Here is an 18,446-nt window from a genome sequence, read left to right on the forward strand (position 1 = left end):
TATCATGAGCAAATCACTTATTGTAAAACACAGTACCAGGATTGATGCACCACTTAACCGTGTGTGGGAAGTGCTTACCAAACCACAATACATTAGGCAATGGGACGAACTGCCTGAAGATTTCGGCGATTATGAAATAAGTCCGGCCACGATTATAGAATGGCCAGGATATTCAAAACTTTCGGTGGTGGAATTTGAGCTGAATAAAAAGCTGCGGTATTCACTATATGTACCTGCATGGAATGATGAAAGCATCACAAATATAGGCTATACGTATACATTATCTGTTGATGATAACGGCTATACCTGGCTTACGGTTGAAATTGGCGACTTTGCCATACTAAATGAAGGTGATAAATATTATGATGAAAGTTTTACCTTTGGGCAAACGGCGTCTCAAAAAATAAAAGAGCTGGCAGAAAGCCACGGCTTACCAGACCACACAGGGGCAGTACTTTAATCAATAAGACATTGGAAATCACAATTGCAAACGGCCAATTATCGGCGACTATCCGCGATATGGGCGCAGAGCTGGTCTCTCTTAAAAAAGACGGAAAAGAATATATGTGGAATGGCGATCCTGCCTTTTGGGGCAAGCATTCACCGGTGTTGTTCCCGGTAGTGGGGACACTTAAAAATAACACTTATATTCACAACGATAAAGAATATTCGCTTAGCAGGCATGGCTTTGCACGTGAGCGAAATTTTGAAATTATAAGTCAGGAAGATAATAAAGCTGTTTTTTCGCTCAAATCAGATAGTGACAGCCACAAAGTTTATCCGTTTGACTTTGAGCTTACGCTAACCTACATTATTAACGACAACTCATTATCAATTGAATATTTAGTTAGGAATTTGTCGGGAGATGTTATGCCGTTTTCATTAGGGGCACATCCTGCATTTGCGCTAAACGGTAATTTTGAAGATTACAGCCTGTATTTCAATGCTGATGAAAGCCTTACAAGGTACAAGCTTCAAAATGACCTGGTTTCTGATACTACCGAAGTTATACAACTCAAGAACGATAATCTGCAATTACATTATAGCTTATTTAAAGATGATGCGCTGGTGATAAAGCAATTATCATCAAGGGAAATAACCATACAAAAAAATGACCGTGCATACCTTACAGTAAGATACCACAATTTTCCGCATATGGGATTATGGACAAAGGCCGAAGCACCATTCATTTGCATAGAACCATGGCAGGGTTATGCTGATACACCTTCAAATAATGGCAACCTTTCTGATAAAGAAGGGGTTATAAACTTGTCGGCAGAGAGCATAGCAAATTTTAGAATTGAAATAGAAATTCCGGAGTAATAAAATATACCTTTACACGCAACCATAAATGATTTTGTGCATCTATAGCATAAAACTATTTGTCATGAAATCATTAATCAAAATTTTCGGAATCGCACTTTTAGGTGCAGCAACATTTACGTCATGTTTAGGTGATGATGTAACTTCAGAGTCGTGCAACTATTCCATTCAAAATCCCGTGATCGAAGTAACAGGGCCTGAGACCGCTACAGTTGGGCAGCAGGTTACGTTTAATATAAAGTTCAATTCAGGTAACGGGTGTTATACCAGTTCAGAGTTTTCTGAAACCGGTACAAACCCAAAAACAATAACTGTTAATTCAACATATATTGGCTGTGTATGTACGGAAGCGACACAGGTGATAACCAAAGAATACAAATTTACACCTACTGCTTCAGGTGAGTATCAGTTCAAGTTCCTGAGTAATAATAACACCTTCATAACTAAGACTATTACAGTAACGCAATAGATTGTTTTGGATTTTAAATTTGGTAATGGCCTTTCAATTTTGAAAGGCTTTTATTTTGGCTGGAATAAGACATATTTCTTATTGCTGATTGTAACAATGCTGTTTTTACGCTACATATAGTTTCAGCCAAAATGATTAACTTTATGAAAACAGCAGTTACCGTATTTATGATTTTACTTACGAGCATTATCTATAGCCAAACTAAGCCAACAACAATCTATCTTATCCGCCACGCAGAAAAGGCTGATGCAACCGCAAATACAGAATTGAGTAATGCCGGAAAGCTTCGCGCCGAAAACTGGGCAAAACACTATGAAGGTAAAAAGATTGCAGCAGTTTATTCAACAGATTATAACCGTACTTTACAGACCGCTGCATCTTTAGCTAAACAAGCCGGAGTAGAAGTGCAAAAATACAGCCATCGCGAATTTGACCTGAAGAAGCTGGCAGAACAGCATCCAGGCCAAATAATTGTTGTAGTGGGCCACAGTAACACAATTCCGGGTTATGTAAATGCGGCAATTGGTGCAAAAACCTATGAGGATATTGCCGAAACAGAATTTGGGACAATCTTTGAAGTGATTTTTGAAAATAATACTGCAAAAGCAAAAAAAACCATAGTACCTTTTCAGGTTACCGAGTAGTGCGGTCTTCTGCAAATAACAAAATCAACACATTAACAAATAAACAAAAAGCTGTACCTTCGCATTCCTTATGCAAAAAACGGTTAACATACTAAACAGAAAAGCGAAATTCGAATATGAGATTATCGACAGGTATACCGCAGGCATTGTTTTGGCCGGGAGTGAGATAAAATCTATCCGCCTGGGCAAAGCATCTATCGCCGAAAGCTTTTGCGAGTTCCAGAATGGTGAGCTTTTCGTTATTAATTCTAACATTGAAGAATATGCTTTTAGCAGAAGTTTCAGTCACTTCCCTAAAAGTGAACGCAAATTGCTTTTGAACAAAAAAGAACTGAAAGCGCTCGAGAAAAACGTACAGGCAAAAGGACTTTCAATTATTCCGTTACGACTTTTTACTAATGAAAAAGGCATTGCCAAGCTTGACATTGCCCTGTGCCGCGGTAAGAAAAACTACGATAAGCGTGAAACCATGAAAGAGCGCGACACAAAACGCGACCTCGACAGGATCAAGAAAGAGTTTAAGTAGTTTATGGACAAGCAACACTGATTTAACCTATTAAACTAATTATCACAATTTTCCGACTGAGTGAAGCTTAAGCCGCCCTACCGAATTTTACGTAAAAATCAAGGAAAGGCCTTGCGTTGGGAGGAGGAAAGCGATCCGCGGAGTGAGCGGCGCAGCAAGCGAACGGCTCGGGTCGCGACGGAAAAGAGCCTGACGTAGATTTTAAGTGAAATCCGGTCAGGCTTGAATTTTTGTTTCTTTTGTTTCAAGACAAAAGAAAATAACCTTATTTCTTATACGGCGGTAAAAGTTTACTGCTCACTTCGCCAAAACCGATACGCACTTCATCGTTCTGGCAGTAACCTCGCATTATCACCGTATCGCCGTCATTTATGAACTTGCGCTCAGTTCCATCGTTAAGTTTCAGAGGATTTTTGCCACCCCATGTAAGCTCAAGCATAGAGCCAAAGCTGTCAGGTGTCGGTCCGCTTATAGTTCCGCTACCCATAAGGTCACCACTGTTTACACGGCATCCATTAACGGTATGGTGCGCCAGCTGTTGTGCCATGCTCCAGTACATATATTTAAAGTTACTGTTTGATATAACTGTTTCATCGCCATCTTCGGGGCAAAGCGCCACTTGCAAATTGATGTCAAACGCATGCTCGCCAGTTTGCTGAAGGTATTCCAGCGGTGTAGGATCTTGTGCAGGTCGGCTGTACGGAATGGCTCTAGCGCATCAAGTGTTACAATCCATGGTGACATTGATGATGCAAAGTTCTTCGCGAGGAATGGCCCAAGCGGCACATATTCCCATTTCTGTATATCGCGGGCACTCCAGTCATTAAACAGCACCATCCCGAAGATATGCTCTTCAGCCTCTTCAACCGGGATAGACTCGCCCATAACATTAGCATCAGTAGTGATGAATGCCATCTCAAGCTCAAAGTCTACGAGGCGCGATGGCCCGAAAACAGGCTGAGTCTCGCCATTTGGCAGTGTTTGCCCCATTGGCCTGTGTACCGGTATGCCTGACGGTACTATAGTTGAAGATCTACCATGGTAACCTACAGGCAGGTGCAACCAGTTGGGCAGCAGCGCATTGTCAGGGTCGCGGAACATCATGCCAACATTGGTAGCATGCTCGCGGCTGCTGTAAAAATCGGTATAGTCGCCAATAAGTACCGGCAGCTGCATCTCTACATCGTCAATGTTAAAGATTACAACATCCTTGTGTTCGCTGTTGTCACGCAGTTCGCCGTTATTCTCGTCAAATAATTCTGCAATACGGTTACGAACCAGTCGCCATGTCTTACGCCCGTCAGATATAAAATCATTAAGCGTATCCTGCATGAACATATCATCGGTAAGCTCAATGCCTTCAAAATAATTCAGTTGCTGCAGCGCGCCAAGGTCTATGGCATAATCGCCTATACGTGTACCTATTGTTACAACGTCATCTTTTGTAATGAACACGCCAAAAGGTATGTTTTGTATAGGGAAATCACTGTTGGCAGGCACGCTGAGCCATGATTTTCTTGAAGGGTCGTTTGCTGTAAGTGGCATATTATGTGGTGTATGTTTTGTTGAATTTATGGGTTGTCAAATATACTTTTACCCGTCGTTTTACCAAACGTTTTTCGTACTTTTGACAGCAAATTAACGAAAAAATATACAATGCAGCGCGATACACAAATATTCGACCTTATACTTGAAGAGCAGGAGAGGCAGATACAGGGCCTTGAGCTGATTGCATCAGAAAACTTTGTAAGCGACCAGGTGATGGAAGCCGCAGGAAGCGTACTTACTAATAAATATGCCGAAGGCTACCCGGGCAAACGCTATTATGGCGGCTGCGAAGTGGTAGATGTAATTGAGCAGATAGCCATAGACAGGGCTAAAGAACTTTTTGGCGCAGCCTATGTAAACGTGCAGCCGCATTCGGGTTCACAGGCAAACAGCAGCGTATACCATGCCTGCCTTAAGCCTGGTGATAAGATACTAGGCTTTGACCTTTCACATGGCGGGCATCTTACGCATGGCTCACCGGTAAATTTTTCAGGCAGGCTGTATAATCCTGTTTTTTATGGAGTAGAGAAGGAGACAGGGCTTTTAAATTATGATAAGATACAGGAAGTAGCTGAGCGTGAAAAGCCGCAGATGATTATTGCAGGTGCTTCAGCCTATTCGCGTGATATGGATTTTAAACGTTTCCGCGAAATTGCCGACAGCGTTGGCGCATTGCTTCTTGCTGATATATCACACCCTGCCGGGCTTATCGCAAAAGGCCTCATGAACGACCCTATACCACATTGCCATATTGTTACAACCACTACCCATAAAACCCTTCGTGGGCCACGTGGTGGTATGATCATGATGGGTAAAGACTTTGAAAACCCATGGGGACACAAAACGCCTAAGGGTGAAATAAAGATGATGTCGGCTTTGCTTGATGGCGCTGTATTCCCGGGGAACCAGGGCGGGCCGCTTGAGCATATCATTGCTGCAAAAGCTGTGGCATTTGGAGAAGCGCTGAAAGATGAATTCTTCCGCTATGCTATGCAGGTGCAAAAGAATGCCAAAGCCATGGCAGAAGCGTTTGTAAAGCGGGGTTATGATATTATCTCCGGCGGAACAGATAACCACATGATGCTTATTGACCTGCGTAATAAAGGAATATCAGGTAAAGAAGCTGAAAATGCATTGGTAAAAGCTGAAATTACGGTAAACAAAAACATGGTGCCGTTTGATGATAAATCACCATTTGTAACATCAGGCATACGTGTGGGTACAGCCGCAATCACTACCCGCGGACTTGTTGAGGCTGATATGGAAACTATCGTCGCCTTAATTGACCGTGTGATTAATGATCATACAAATGAAGACCTTCTTGAAGAAATAGCTGATGAAGTAAACGACATGATGGGCGAAAGGCCGATATTTGTTTTCTAAAAATTTTATATCAATTTTAAAATCCCTCCGTCAGGAGGGATTTTTTGTTTTTCTTAAGTTAATTTAAACAGATGTAAAATTCTTGTTATTTTGGCGTTAAGCATTTCATAAGCCATAATTTGCATGCCTAACAGTTTTGTAATTTTATAATATAAATCTGTAAAAATTATATGAAAGAAAAATTACATACTTTACACACCTTTCTTATGAAAACTTACTTTATTGTTCTGAGGTTGCCAGGCGACGAAGAACTAAAATTCAGTGAAGGCCATATGCGTCCTGTAAATTTTTGGGAGAAAGCCAGAATAGATGTTAATGCAGGCAAAAGCGAGATTGTTTCTATCCGTCATGATACAGGGATATCCGAAGAATTAAGGGCACATCTTGCCGGGCTAAGCGGATTTACAACATATATCATATTTAATGCATGCTTAACGGAAGCTCAGGTTCAGGATGAATCTATCCTGATGTCACTTGCCAAACAAGTAATTGATAAGGCCGAGAACGAGATTATGGTTGATTTTGATGAGCATTTTCAACTTGTGTCTGTTAACCAGGAAGATAAAGCAGCATAATTATTCCAGTTTAATCTTAAATGACTCTTTAAATCCAAGATGTTTTTCACTCATTAATTTGCGCAAGACATTTATTTCATTGCATTTCCATTGGGCTGAGTAAGTCATATTTTCAAGGTAAGGCTTAAGCTTTTCAAAGGTTTCATATGAAATTTTTTTTGCAAGGCTTATGTGTGGCGATTTGTTTTTGCTTTTCAAAACTTCCATAAGTTGAAGTATAGGCTCGGGATTTTCTATCTCTAATATAACGGTTACGCTATGCCCATGGTCATAGTAATTCCATTTGCCGGTTTTAATCCAAAACGAATGCCGGCCACTGGCAAGATCTTGCGTTGTATCTTTTAAATTCTTGTCATCAGTAAGTTTGTCAAACAGCGTTATATGCGCAATAGACTGTACGTTTCGCTCGCCAATGTCAGCAATGGCATTAAGTTCTTTCTTTATTTTTGCAATGGCATCTTTTACCTCCGGCGGAGGAGACAACACAATCAGGTAAGCATATAGCGGCCCAAAAAGTGATGTCTGGTTATAAATACGCCTGGCCATTGCCCTGAAGGTGTTTCAGTTTCTCCATATCGGCAACATCACCAAAACGTTCCAGTATCACCTTTAGCTTAGGGTCTATATATGTCTTGCAGAAGGGGCGGTTCACATCAGTGTAATAGTAATCTTTTTGCTCATCAATATTCTCCCTGAAACCCCAATAGGGCAGTACCTGCGTAACAATAGGCATTTCAAACTCTGCCTGCAATACAAATAGTGCTGCTTTTATTTCGTGTATATCATTCTCATCAAAATAGTAAACAGCTGACCGGTACTTGCTGCGCATACTGTGCTGTGTAGTTGAGCTATGCGTATAAACATGTACTGCTATAAGGGTTTCAGTTGGTATAACAGATGGATCATATTCCACAATTACAGCTTCAGAATAAGCATCGTTGTCGCCTGTTGATGCTATCCAGCCCTGTTGTACAGATAACACGCCCTTGAGCGATGAAAACACCGCCTCAGTACACCAGTGGCATCCGCCGCCAAAGCCTATTTTTCTTACCATAGAGATAAAATTAATAAATTGTGTATAAATCCAAAATCAGGTTTAACATTTTTATAATCAAGAAAATTTAAGAATATTAACTTATGATGTATTATTTTCATATATTTGACGCGTAGCTGTTTCAAAATGAAAAGGAGAGAATATGCCATAGTTGATATTGAGACTACCGGGGGTAATGCCGGTGGCAGCCGCATTACCGAAATTGCCGTGATTATACATGATGGCTTGGCAGTTATTGACAGGTGGGAAACGCTTGTCAACCCTCAAAAAAATATACCACTGCCTATTTTTGCCTTGACAGGAATCAATAACGAAATCGTCAGTGATGCACCAATATTTGATGACATAGCCGAAAAGTTATTTGATATGCTTGACGGTCGCATATTTGTGGCACATAACGTAAACTTTGATTATTCTTTCATACGCCACCAGTTACATGAGTCAGGATTTAAATGGACTGCAAGAAAGCTGTGTACAGTGCGTGCCACGAGAAAGATAAGGCCGGGACTTTATTCTTACAGCCTTGGTAACCTGTGCCGCTCACTTGACATACCGCTTAATAACAGGCACAGGGCAGGAGGTGATGCCGATGCTACTGCCATATTATTTTCGCGCCTGCTGCAGTGGGATATAGATGGGGAAATAGAAAAGATGATCAAAAAAGCATCGTATGACCAACGCCTGCCACCCAACCTGCCGCCTGATGATTTTGAGCAGCTGCCTGAAAAGCCCGGAGTATATTATTTTTATAACCAGGCTAAAAAGGTAGTATATGTTGGCAAAGCGGTTAACCTGAAAAAGCGTGTGGCATCTCATTTTAGCGGGAATAACATAAGTCCCCAGCGGCAGCATTTCTTGCGTGATATCCACAGCATTACTTTTGAAGTTTGTGCCAATGAGCTTATGGCGCTGCTGCTTGAATGTACCGAAATCAAAAAACTGTGGCCTGCCTACAATAAAGCTTTAAAAAGGTTTGAACCTAAGTTTGGATTGTATGAATATGAGGCCCGCAATGGCTACCGGTATCTGGCTGTAGGCAAAGTAAGCAAAAGCCAGCCGTGTATAGAAATGTTCCATTCGTTGTATGATGCTACTGTGCTGTTACGCAGGCTTGCGGAAGAATTTGATATTGACTACAGATTTTGCAAATACGGCACCACATCAGATGAAGCCTTACCAAGACCAATAATTACAGATTTACCTACTGTAAATGAGCACAATAATAAAGTTGAAAACGCTCTTGATCATTACTTAAGCAACAGGCCAAGTTTTGCCATAATCGATAAAGGCAGAGCCGCCGACGAGAAAAGCTGTATCTGGGTTGAGAACGGGCATTTTTACGGTATGGGCTATGTATCTGCAGATATGGGATTTAGCCAGCCTGCAGAGGTTCGGGAGTATGTAACACCGTATAAAAGCAACCAGTATATTATGCAGCTTATCAACTCTTATGCGCAAAAATATCCAGGTAAAGTCTTGATGCAGAATACGCTATCTGAAGCGGTGTAACTTTACACTTAACAACCTCGCACACATAAACTAGTGCGATTAACATGTTGGGCGTAATTGGTTTCGCGGCAAATTATCCTAACTTCTCCAGCACCTTCTCCAAATCCACGGCATCATCGAAGAAATTCGCCCACAGGTCGCCCAATTTTTTAACGCGTTCGGGCAGGGTTTTAATGTTGTAGTCTTTCAGGTTGAACTTAGGGTTGTCAAGCTCTTCCCAGGCTAGCGGAGTACTGGCAGTGGCGCCTTCGCGCGGGCGGAGGGAGTAGGCGCAGCTCATGGTCTTGCCCTTGCCGTTCTGTAAAAAATCGAGGTACACCTTGCCCTTGCGCTTGTTGGGCATGCGCTCAAGGCTCGTGATATCGGGTAGCGCCGAGAGCACAAACTGACTTATGATGTGCGAGAAATCGCGGGTTTGGTCATACGTGTACTTGGGCAGCACCGGGATAAAGATATGCAGCCCCTTGCCGCCACTGGTTTTAAGGTAACCTTTAATGCCCAGGCTGTCCAGTATTTCCTTCACCTTTTTGGCTACGGTAACCAGTTCGGGTATGCCAATTTCATTCGGGTCGAGGTCAAAAATGATATAGTCGGGATTGTTGATGCTGCCCAGGCGGCTGCTCCACGGGTTGATCTCGATGCAGCCCAGGTTGGCCATATACATCAGCGTTTCCTTATCGTTGCAGATAAGGTACTCAATGCTCTCCTGCGTGCTCTTACTCTTTATCTTCTTGGTCTTGGACCACTTAGGCGCGTTACCCTGCATATCTTTCTGGAAGAAACCCTCACCCTGAATACCGTTTGGCGTGCGGCGCATACTCTGCGGACGCTCCTGTATGTAGGGCAGGAGGTACTCGGCCATCATATCGTAATATTCTATGACGTCGCCCTTGGTATAGCCCTCATCCGGCCAAAATATCTTATCCGGATTAGTAATCTCTACCTTGTCTTTATCATAGCCTTTCTTCATGGAGTATTTAGGCGAAATGTTCTTTTTAGTCGTTATTTTCTTTTTAGTCTCAGTCGCAGTCACAGTCACAGTCTCAGTTGTCTTATTCGCAGCTTTTGACTTGTCGCTCTTGGCTTCCGATTTCGGACTTTGGTCTTTTGACTTACTCGTGGCTTTTGGCTTGTCGCTAGTGGCTTTCTTTGAAACTTTCTTCTCAATAGCTTTTTCTGCTGTCGTCTCGTCAAGTTTTTGGCTGCTTGCTTGTGGCTTTTCCCTAACTACATCTTTCGGGTCTTTATCATTCCGCAGCGCAATAAACACCGGGTGGCGAAGCGAGTTGGTTTCGGTCCACTCCGTGTATTTTATCTGGGCAACGAGCTCGGGGTTAATGAAGTGGATACCGCGTTCCCGCGGTTTTACGGCGAAAGGCGAGTCCTTGATTTCCAGCTTCTTCAGTTTGGTGGCCATGTCTTTAAGCGACTCGTCATTAAAGCCTGTACCGCACTTACCGGCATAGATGAACTTATCACCTTCATAATACCCAAGCAGCAGCGAACCGAAGCCTGAGCGGCCGCCTTTTGGGTCGGTAAATCCGCCGATGACCATTTCCTGTTCTTTAGTGATCTTGATTTTGAGCCACTCTTTCGAGCGCTTATTTATGAGGTATTTGGAGTCTACCTTCTTCGCGATGAGGCCTTCGCCTTCCAGTTTTTCAGCTTCTTTCAGTGCCTTTGCACCTTTGCCAACGATATGTTTGCTGTAGATGATCTCGTCCGATTGGGGGAGAAGTGCTTCAAGTATCCGCTTGCGCTGGAGGAGTTTGAGTCCGGTCAGGTCAAACCCGTTGAAGTACAATATATCAAACACATAGCACTTAAGCTGGCCTCGGTCGGGGTTCTCGGCAAAGTACTGCAACCACTGGAAATGGCTCTTGCCTTTACTGTCTTCCACCACAATCTCACCGTCAAGGATAACATCGTCTTTAATCGCCTCAAAAGCTTTTACAAGCGGTTTGTATTTATCGTTGAAAGAAAGATTGTTACGCGAAACCAGGTCGACCTTGCCTTTATTGATGCGGATAAGCGACCGGTAACCGTCATACTTCGTTTCGAAAATCCAGTCGTCATTGTCGAATACTTCATCCGTAAGCGTGGCTAGCATCGGAAGCCAGGTACTAGGGAAGTTCTTCAACGGCTTGGCATCGGCAACGTCCTCGGCAGTAAATTTAGGTGTTTCGGTCTCAGTCTCAGTTGGCGCATCAGGCTCTAAAGTTTCTTCCTCATCAGCCAGGATGTTTTTATCATAGTCGGAATTTTTCTCTGCGCGGTTGCTTTTCCATACATTACTCTTCTTATCATTAGCAATTTCGTCAAGCGTACGGCCTGTAACCACTGACGTCTGGTCAAAATCCTTGCCATCGGCATATTCATCCTTGCCTTTCATCAGCAGCCAGGGGTCGCTGTCGTCTTTGCTTTTTATACGCACAATGTGATAGGAGCCCTTTAATTTTTTGCCGTTAAGCACAGCCTTGATGTTGCCTTCTTTCAGCATTTTTTTAGTATTTTCTCGCTTTCCACGGGGTCATCGCTGCCCTCGGCGAGAAAGGTTCCCGTATCCCAAACCATCACCGTACCACCGCCGTACTGCCCTTTTGGGATAGTCCCTTCAAAGTCAATATAATCCATAGGGTGATCCTCAACATGCATGGCAAGGCGTTTTACTTTTGTATCTGCCGACGGGCCTTTTGGCACTGCCCAGCTTACCAGCACGCCATCAATCTCCAGGCGATAGTCATAGTGCAGGCGGGAGGCATCGTGTTTCTGTACTACAAAATGCAGCTCTTTCCCTGGTTTTTTAACCTTACCCTTAGGCTCTGCAGTTTTCTTGAAGTCACGCTTACGGTTATATTCACTCAGCTTCATGGCGGTTAATTTTTAATAGTGGCAAGGCTGGCGCGCAGTTGTTCAAGCAGGTCATCTTTAGGTTCTGAGGCTTTTTTGCGGCGTGTTTTTGGTTCCGGAGCTTTAGCGCCCGGTTTTTCGGCTGCTTTTTTCTTAATCATCTTGATAAGGTCTTCCTTATAAGTATCCTTGTATTTCTTGGGGTCGAACTTATCTGTTAGCGAATTGATGATGCTCATCGCCAAATCAAGCTCCTTTTTGTTGATGGTAATGTCTCTGGGGATGAGCTCTACTTCTTTTGGGTCGCGCAGCTCGTCATTAAAGCGTATCTGTATGAGCAGTATGGCGTCATCCTCAACTTTTAAAATTCCCATGTGCTGGGCCGTACGCATTACAAATTTGCACAGGCCGACTTTACCCGACTTTTTCATCGCTTCCCTCAGCAGTGCATATACTTTTTTTGCTTCTTTAGCCGGCTCGCAGATGTATGGCTTCTCTAAATATTTACTCGGAATTTCTTCTTCTTTGATGAACTCGAAAATATCCAGCGTGCTGCTTTTCTCGGGTTGGACCTTAGCAAAGTCATCTTTGTCAAGCACTACATAGTCACCATTTTCCTTTTTGTAGCCTTTGGCAATATCATCCCACGATACTTCCTTACCATCTTTTTGCAGACACGCACATATTGTATTGCACATTTGTCTTTCGCGCGTATCATATCGAGATTAAGATTATGTGCCTGCGTGCCGCTGTATAGTTTTATGGGGATGTTTACCAGCCCGAAGCTGATACTCCCTTTCCATAATGCTTTCATGATGTTTTGTTTAAGGTTAATAACCGAAAAGGCAGCAACTATAACAGCTACTGCCTTTTAAAATTAAACACTATAGAATATAATACCTATGGTTTTAATACTACTTTCACACAGTTTTCTTCTTTATTGTTGAAAATGTCATACATCTTCGCGGCATCGGCCATTGGTACGTTGTGTGTGATAATGTCATTAAGCGTAACCTTGCCTGTCTGCACAAGATCAATCAGGTGGTCTATGTAGTTGTGTACCGGCGCCTGCCCTCCACGCATCTTGATTCCCTTATCAAACCACTGGTGCAGCGGGAAATTGTCAAACGGTGTACCGTACACGCCCACTACAGTTACCGTACCGCCTCTGCGAACGGCATCAAAACAGCGCTCTAATGTTTTCATTGTTCCCATTTCACCCTGGATGATGTTCTTGGCACTTGTCCATATAGAGTGGTCAGCTTCCATACCCACGGCGTCCACACATACGTCAGCACCGTAACCTCCGGTCATGTTGCGTATGGCTTCAACCGCATCAACATCTTTACCGTTGATAGTTTCCACATTGGCAGCAAGTCGCGCTTTTTCGAGACGATAGTCAAGTATATCTACGCCTATTACACGGCCTGCACCGCGCAGCCATGCCGATTTCATTGCCATGATACCCACAGGGCCGCAACCCCAAACCACAACCGTTTCACCACCCTTTAGCTCAGCCCAGTCAATGGCGCTCCATCCGGTGGGGAATATATCTGTCAAAAATAGCACTTGCTCATCAGTAAGGCCACTGCTTATTTTACGCGGGCCGTAATCAGCATAAGGTACGCGAACATATTCTGCCTGGCCGCCGCTGTAGCCGCCATACAAATCAGTATAGCCAAACAGCGCAGCACCTTTACCGGTTAGCAGCGCACCTTCAGGGCCATAATTGTCGTTTGAATTTTCACAATGCGTCGGCAAATCCATGTTACAAAAATGGCATGAACCGCACGAGATAGGGAAGGGCACTACCACGCGGTCGCCTTTAACCAGGTTGCGCACATTACTGCCTACTTCTTCGACAATGCCCATGAACTCGTGGCCCATAATCATATTTTTTGCCTGTGGCAGGTAGCCGTTATAAATATGCAGGTCACTACCGCATATGGCAGTTGATGTAACCTTAAGTATTACATCTCTCTGGTCTTCAATAATAGGGTCGTCAACAGTTTCAACCCTCATGTCTTTTGGTTTGTGGAAAACTACTGCTTTCATAAGTTGGATGGTTTTTTATTAGTAATTATTATTCTCCGGTTTCGTCATGCGGTGCATCTACCGGCTTTGATTGCGGTGAGCCCTGCTGGCGCAGGTAAATTGATAGTGTAATTATTGCAAACACCGATAAAAATTCGCTTTGCCAGTTCTGGAATGATTCAAACCAAAAACGTGAGTCAGCTATATATTCTCCCGCTGTTTCCAGTGGTTTTCCCTTTAAAGCATTTTGCTCATTTTCATCGGCTAAACTTCCGTAGAAATGTATAATGAATGATACAATGAACAGTAACAGCAATGACAGCGTTAGTGAGTGCTTATACACAGCCAGCAGCCATCCGCCTTTTTTAACCGGCCACGGGGCATCTTCCACAGTAGGGTCGGGCTCACGGTCAGATTCGTCTGTCCCGTCAAATCTTTTCGACTCAGAAGAGCCTTTCTGCATCAGGAAGATGGTAAACCAGACAAACAATGCCATCTGGAAAAATTCGCTTTCCCAGTTTTCAAATGTTGCCTGTATGAAATGGCCCGTGGTTAAATAGTCAGTTAAAGACACGGCAGCGCCGCCATCTTCAACCTGTTCTTTATTATGCTCCTGAAGGCCAAAAGCTACCTGCCCGATAATTGATGCCAAAAACAATAACAGGAAAGTAATGGAAAGCCCATTATTCCGAAAAAATGCTTTCATGTGGTTAAGTTGTGTAAAATAAAACGGGGCGTTAAAGCCCCGTCTTCATTGATGCTGCCAATTACATCATCTCTTCTTCCGCATCTTCGTCAGCAGCATCAAAATTGATGGTGTTGTAAGCGGCGTCTGTAAGTGTAGTGTCAGCTTCTTTTTCTTCAGCAAGAGTCATTTCAAGAAGTTGTGCAGCTTCTTCTTCGCCAAGTGTTTTGGCAAAAGCTACCAATGTTCCGTATGTTGCAATCTCGTAGTGTTCAATTTTTTGTGAAGCGGCAATGATGCCTGCATCACGCACAGGGCCCGGCTCAGTACTTTCCATAATGTCCTGGCCTTCTTTAATAAGCCCGTCCATAGCCTCGCATTTTTTTGCAGTAGCTTTTTTGCCCGCAAGTTCAAATACTTTTTCGAGGCGTGCTACCTGCTCTTCAGTTACTGCAGTGTGCTCATCAATAGCCATTACAAGGCTTTCAGTTTCAGCATTCTTAGCCATTTTAGGTAAAGCTTTTAAAAGTGCTTTCTCTGCCCAGTAAATATCCTTAAGGCTGTCAATATAAAGTTCCCTTAGTCCTTCAGCTGCGGTAGATTTTGCTTTTACCTTTCCGCGGCTGTCAGTTTTTGATGCCGTAGATTTTGATGCTGTTGCCTTTTTTGCAGTGGTTTTTGATGCTGTAGATTTTGATGCTGCTGTAGATTTAGTTCCGGTACTTTTCTTAGCAGTTGATTTTGTTGCTGTTTTCATGATAATGTTGGATGTTTGTAATTATTATTTTGTAATGCTCTCTAACAAATTTAGAAGTAACTTAGAGCGAGAAATCCTAATAATATATTAAAAATCAGCCGATAACAAATGTTTAACGCTGATTGTAGGAAAACCTTTCGCAGGTATTTGCAAGATTTTACATTTTTGTTGCATAATTATGAAACAGGCTTTTAAACCAGTAGCTGATAACGACTCAAAAATCATTATTTTAGGCACAATGCCGGGAGAAAAATCTCTTGAGCTGCAACAATACTATGGCAATCGCGGCAATCATTTCTGGAAAATTATTTTTGAAGTATTAGGAGAAAGTTTTTCGGCTGATTATGCTGAACGTATAAACCTTTTGCATAAGTACAAAATAGCATTATGGGATGTATTGAAATATTGTGAACGGGAGGGAAGCCTTGACAGCAACATCAAAAATGAAGTGCCGAATGATTTTGAAGCTTTTTACGCAATGCATCCGCAGATTAAGCATGTGTTTTTTTCCAGTAAAAATGCCGCAGCTTACTATGATAGATATGTTGGAAGGAGGGACGGTATTATTTATGATGTACTTCCATCGCCAAGCGGCGCAAATGCATCTATGCGGTTTCAGGAAAAGCTTGTGGTCTGGAGGGAAAAAATTTTGCCGCTGGTAGATAGCAGCGGCAAAAAATCTTTAAATCCGTAATGGTTGGTTACGAAATAAAATAACGCTGCAACCTTTTCTGCCTGTAGCTCCTAAGGCGCGACTGCACCATTGTCCTGACCATTTTTTTCAAAACTGCTAAATTCATAGTGGCTGTATTTATTTACAAAGCAAAATTCAGTATAATAAAATTGAATTGTTTTAAAACTATATTAAAATTTCATAAATAGCGTTATCATGTAACTCAAGGATATATTCTGCTGTAAAATTTTATAATCTTTTTCACACTAAAATATAAATCGATACATTTACTGCATTTGATACATTGTTTACATTTGTAGGATGAAACATTTTCTTCTGCTTTTATTCTTTACACTGCCTGTTTGCTCACAGACAAAGACTTTTGTTGTAAGAGATAATGCTGTAATTTGGGAAAATGTTTTTGTTACCAGCGAAACTAACATTGCATCAATATTAGAAAAGCATCCGAGCCTTACTATTATATCAGATAAGAATAATATTTATAAAGGTATCGCCAGGAATGTAAAAAATTCATGTCCCGGTACATCTGAAGCATTTGTGGATGCCCGGTATGATTTTAATTTTGAAATAGAAAGGAGCGCGGGCATGTATCGCGTTACTATCTCCAATCTAAAAATCCTCCCTGCGTCAAAAAAACAATCTGTTACAGCAGAGAGTTTCTTTCTTGAGAAATGCGAGATTAAAAACACGTCACAAGGCCAAACTGACCTCCAGTGCCTTGATGCACTTTTCAACCGGATTTTTACAGCAACCAGCCTGCTAAAAAATAAGCCTTAACTTACGTAAGCTGAATAATTTCATAACAATTTACTTAACAATTGTTTAAGAAGTTTTAGTATCTTTACCTTAATGATCCCGGGATTATATCCTGTCAGTTTTATTAATGTCTGCATACTATTGGTAAAACTTGGTTTAACGTACTCAAGATACTAGCGGTAAACTTAAAAATTATAGGATATGAGAAATTTCAGTTTTATTTTTTCACTCTCAGCTTTTATAGTTACAATGTATTTCCTGATAACAGATTTCCCTACATTAGATAGTAGTGAAGGCATTATTTACCTGAGCATGGTTATTGTACTGTTATTAATATGCATTACAGGCGTAATCATAAACAGGCCTGCCCTGCCACGCAGGCCATACAGTATGCGCTAAACATTAACTGTATTTTATAATATAGCTGTTTTATTGTTGGCTAACTTTGGTTAATAACCAAAAAATTAAACGCTATGAGTAATAGAGATGATGCTAATAAGCCTCATGATAGTGAGGAGGCAAATAAAGAAGCGACAGAAAAAATGGCCCAAAATCATGATGAGCAGTATGCTAAATTCCAGCAGTCGCAAAACAAAAAAACAAAAAGTGAACAGCCGGATAACCAACACATGCTGGAAAACCAAAACAACATTCCAGATGATGCCCTGCCGGTAGAACAACAAAACCGCAACAGGTTTAAAGATGAGAAGGATGACGACTTTGGTGTAGAGCAATTATAAAAACAAAAAAATCCGCCCTTTCAGGCGGATTTTTTATTTATAAGTCAGGCTTTTATTTACCTGACATATTTTTCATTTCTTTTTCTACCATGTCATAGAACTGGTCAATCTTAGGCAGTACAAGTATCCTTGTCCTCCTGTTTGTTGAACGGCCTTCTGCAGTATCATTACCGGTAAGCGGCACATACTCACCACGGCCCGATGCTACAAGGCGGCTAGGCTCAATACCGAAATCATTTTGAAGTATGCGCACAATAGATGTAGCACGTTTCACGCTCAAATCCCAGTTGTCCTGAAGCACAGGGTTTTTGATAGGCACATTATCAGTATGTCCTTCAACCATACATTCAAACGTTGGTTTATCTTTTACAATTAGTGCTACTTTACCAAGTATTTCTTTAGCTCTGTCAGTCACCTGGTAGCTTCCGCTCTTAAACAGTAACTTATCGGCAAGCGATATATAAACCACACCTTTTTCAACACTTACATTGATGTCAGGGTCATTTACACCAACAGCTCTCTTAATACTGGTAACAAGTGCCAGTGTAACACTGTCTTTACGTGTAAGGGCATCCTGCAGCCTGTTTATCTTCAGGTCTTTTTCACGTAGGCTCTCAAGTGATTTTTCGATGTTCTCTGCACCTTTTGTAGAAAGCGTTGCAAAATTGTCTTTTGAAACTTTAAGGTCCTGGTTGGCAGTCCTTAGGTCTTCAATGCGCGAAGCCATAACTTCTTTTTCAGCAAGGCAGGTATTAAGCTTAATAGTTGCCGTGTTCAGCAAATCCTGGATTTCCTTGTTTTTGGCTTCAAGCTCTGCAATCTTCTTTTTGTGCCGCAAGACGTTAGCGTAAGCACCGCTAATGAAAGTGTTAAGATGGCTCTCTTCATAAGAATAACAT

At 42.1% G+C, this 18,446-nt stretch carries 21 protein-coding genes and 2 pseudogenes; 12 read left to right on the top strand and 11 right to left on the bottom strand.

Going from position 1 to position 18,446, the window contains the following annotated elements; genetic code table 11:
• Nucleotides 1-4: 4 nt before the first annotated feature.
• The 5 genes from LRS05_RS08820 to smpB all read left to right on the top strand — a co-directional run bounded on the left by LRS05_RS08820 (nucleotide 5) and on the right by smpB (nucleotide 2,962).
• The gene (locus tag LRS05_RS08820; protein WP_257867985.1) at nucleotides 5-460 is read left to right on the top strand and encodes an SRPBCC domain-containing protein; all 456 of its coding nucleotides are present in this window, start codon (nucleotides 5-7) and stop codon (nucleotides 458-460) included.
• An 11-nt stretch (nucleotides 461-471) separates the two neighbouring features.
• The gene (locus LRS05_RS08825) at nucleotides 472-1,323 is read left to right on the top strand and encodes an aldose 1-epimerase family protein (RefSeq protein ID WP_257867986.1); all 852 of its coding nucleotides are present in this window, start codon (nucleotides 472-474) and stop codon (nucleotides 1,321-1,323) included.
• 64 nt (nucleotides 1,324-1,387) lie between these two features.
• Entirely contained in the window at nucleotides 1,388-1,792 is a 405-nt protein-coding gene (locus tag LRS05_RS08830) for a hypothetical protein (RefSeq protein WP_257867987.1), read from the top strand.
• Nucleotides 1,793-1,935: 143 nt separating this feature from the next.
• On the top strand, nucleotides 1,936-2,436 hold the full coding sequence (locus tag LRS05_RS08835) for a histidine phosphatase family protein (protein WP_257867988.1): 501 nt from the start codon (nucleotides 1,936-1,938) through the stop codon (nucleotides 2,434-2,436).
• 70 nt (nucleotides 2,437-2,506) lie between these two features.
• Nucleotides 2,507-2,962 (top strand): SsrA-binding protein SmpB, encoded by a 456-nt coding sequence (gene smpB / locus LRS05_RS08840; protein WP_257867989.1) that lies wholly within the window; start codon nucleotides 2,507-2,509, stop codon nucleotides 2,960-2,962.
• Between the two features lie 265 nt (nucleotides 2,963-3,227).
• Here the strand turns inward: smpB and fahA are convergent.
• Nucleotides 3,228-4,507: pseudogene (fahA, locus tag LRS05_RS08845) on the bottom strand (fumarylacetoacetase).
• A 111-nt stretch (nucleotides 4,508-4,618) separates the two neighbouring features.
• On the opposite strand from fahA, the gene glyA reads away from it, so the two are divergent.
• Both glyA and LRS05_RS08855 read left to right on the top strand, forming a co-directional pair.
• Nucleotides 4,619-5,893, top strand: a complete 1,275-nt coding sequence (gene glyA, locus LRS05_RS08850) for a serine hydroxymethyltransferase (protein WP_257867990.1) — start codon at nucleotides 4,619-4,621, stop codon at nucleotides 5,891-5,893.
• A 206-nt stretch (nucleotides 5,894-6,099) separates the two neighbouring features.
• Entirely contained in the window at nucleotides 6,100-6,468 is a 369-nt protein-coding gene (locus LRS05_RS08855; RefSeq protein ID WP_257867991.1) for a hypothetical protein, read from the top strand.
• Here LRS05_RS08855 and LRS05_RS08860 read toward each other — a convergent pair whose 3' ends face one another.
• A complete protein-coding gene (locus tag LRS05_RS08860; RefSeq protein WP_257867992.1) occupies nucleotides 6,469-7,014 on the bottom strand; it encodes a 2'-5' RNA ligase family protein in 546 nt (181 codons plus the stop codon).
• The gene (locus LRS05_RS08865) at nucleotides 6,995-7,522 is read right to left on the bottom strand and encodes a peptide-methionine (S)-S-oxide reductase (protein ID WP_257867993.1); all 528 of its coding nucleotides are present in this window, start codon (nucleotides 7,520-7,522) and stop codon (nucleotides 6,995-6,997) included. The genes LRS05_RS08860 and LRS05_RS08865 overlap by 20 nt, the downstream gene beginning before the upstream one ends.
• A 126-nt stretch (nucleotides 7,523-7,648) precedes the next feature.
• Between LRS05_RS08865 and LRS05_RS08870 the strand changes: the two genes are divergently transcribed.
• On the top strand, nucleotides 7,649-9,031 hold the full coding sequence (locus LRS05_RS08870; RefSeq protein WP_257867994.1) for an exonuclease domain-containing protein: 1,383 nt from the start codon (nucleotides 7,649-7,651) through the stop codon (nucleotides 9,029-9,031).
• A gap of 73 nt (nucleotides 9,032-9,104) precedes the next feature.
• Here the strand turns inward: LRS05_RS08870 and ligD are convergent, their stop codons facing one another.
• The 7 genes from ligD to LRS05_RS08905 form a co-directional block, all read right to left on the bottom strand.
• On the bottom strand, nucleotides 9,105-11,531 hold the full coding sequence (ligD, locus tag LRS05_RS08875) for a DNA ligase D (protein WP_257867995.1): 2,427 nt from the start codon (nucleotides 11,529-11,531) through the stop codon (nucleotides 9,105-9,107).
• Nucleotides 11,525-11,902 carry a DNA polymerase ligase N-terminal domain-containing protein gene (locus tag LRS05_RS08880; protein ID WP_257867996.1) on the bottom strand — a complete coding sequence of 126 codons (378 nt, stop codon included), beginning with the start codon at nucleotides 11,900-11,902 and terminating at the stop codon, nucleotides 11,525-11,527. Before LRS05_RS08880 ends, ligD begins: the two co-directional genes overlap by 7 nt.
• Before the next feature lie 5 nt (nucleotides 11,903-11,907).
• Nucleotides 11,908-12,579 (bottom strand): Ku protein, encoded by a 672-nt coding sequence (locus tag LRS05_RS08885; protein WP_257867997.1) that lies wholly within the window; start codon nucleotides 12,577-12,579, stop codon nucleotides 11,908-11,910.
• Nucleotides 12,480-12,695 carry a hypothetical protein gene (locus LRS05_RS08890; protein ID WP_257867998.1) on the bottom strand — a complete coding sequence of 72 codons (216 nt, stop codon included), beginning with the start codon at nucleotides 12,693-12,695 and terminating at the stop codon, nucleotides 12,480-12,482. Before LRS05_RS08890 ends, LRS05_RS08885 begins: the two co-directional genes overlap by 100 nt.
• Before the next feature lie 86 nt (nucleotides 12,696-12,781).
• The gene (locus tag LRS05_RS08895) at nucleotides 12,782-13,936 is read right to left on the bottom strand and encodes a zinc-dependent alcohol dehydrogenase (RefSeq protein WP_257867999.1); all 1,155 of its coding nucleotides are present in this window, start codon (nucleotides 13,934-13,936) and stop codon (nucleotides 12,782-12,784) included.
• A gap of 28 nt (nucleotides 13,937-13,964) precedes the next feature.
• Entirely contained in the window at nucleotides 13,965-14,621 is a 657-nt protein-coding gene (locus LRS05_RS08900; RefSeq protein WP_257868000.1) for a DUF6766 family protein, read from the bottom strand.
• Between the two features lie 61 nt (nucleotides 14,622-14,682).
• Nucleotides 14,683-15,357, bottom strand: a complete 675-nt coding sequence (locus LRS05_RS08905; RefSeq protein WP_257868001.1) for a ferritin-like domain-containing protein — start codon at nucleotides 15,355-15,357, stop codon at nucleotides 14,683-14,685.
• A gap of 178 nt (nucleotides 15,358-15,535) precedes the next feature.
• On the opposite strand from LRS05_RS08905, the gene LRS05_RS08910 reads away from it, so the two are divergent.
• The 4 genes from LRS05_RS08910 (at nucleotide 15,536) to LRS05_RS08925 (ending at nucleotide 17,547) form a co-directional block, all read left to right on the top strand.
• Nucleotides 15,536-16,051 (top strand): DNA-deoxyinosine glycosylase, encoded by a 516-nt coding sequence (locus LRS05_RS08910; RefSeq protein ID WP_257868002.1) that lies wholly within the window; start codon nucleotides 15,536-15,538, stop codon nucleotides 16,049-16,051.
• A gap of 300 nt (nucleotides 16,052-16,351) precedes the next feature.
• Complete coding sequence (locus tag LRS05_RS08915) at nucleotides 16,352-16,828, top strand: hypothetical protein (protein WP_257868003.1); 477 nt, start codon at nucleotides 16,352-16,354, stop codon at nucleotides 16,826-16,828.
• Between the two features lie 180 nt (nucleotides 16,829-17,008).
• Complete coding sequence (locus LRS05_RS08920) at nucleotides 17,009-17,206, top strand: hypothetical protein (protein ID WP_257868004.1); 198 nt, start codon at nucleotides 17,009-17,011, stop codon at nucleotides 17,204-17,206.
• Between the two features lie 74 nt (nucleotides 17,207-17,280).
• On the top strand, nucleotides 17,281-17,547 hold the full coding sequence (locus LRS05_RS08925) for a hypothetical protein (RefSeq protein WP_257868005.1): 267 nt from the start codon (nucleotides 17,281-17,283) through the stop codon (nucleotides 17,545-17,547).
• 52 nt (nucleotides 17,548-17,599) lie between these two features.
• On the opposite strand, the pseudogene LRS05_RS08930 reads toward LRS05_RS08925, so the two are convergent.
• Nucleotides 17,600-18,435: pseudogene (locus LRS05_RS08930) on the bottom strand (flagellar motor protein MotB).
• Between the last annotated feature and the right edge of the window lie 11 nt (nucleotides 18,436-18,446).

The sequence above is a fragment of the Flavobacterium sp. J372 genome (genome assembly GCF_024699965.1).
GTDB lineage: Bacteria > Bacteroidota > Bacteroidia > Flavobacteriales > Flavobacteriaceae > Flavobacterium.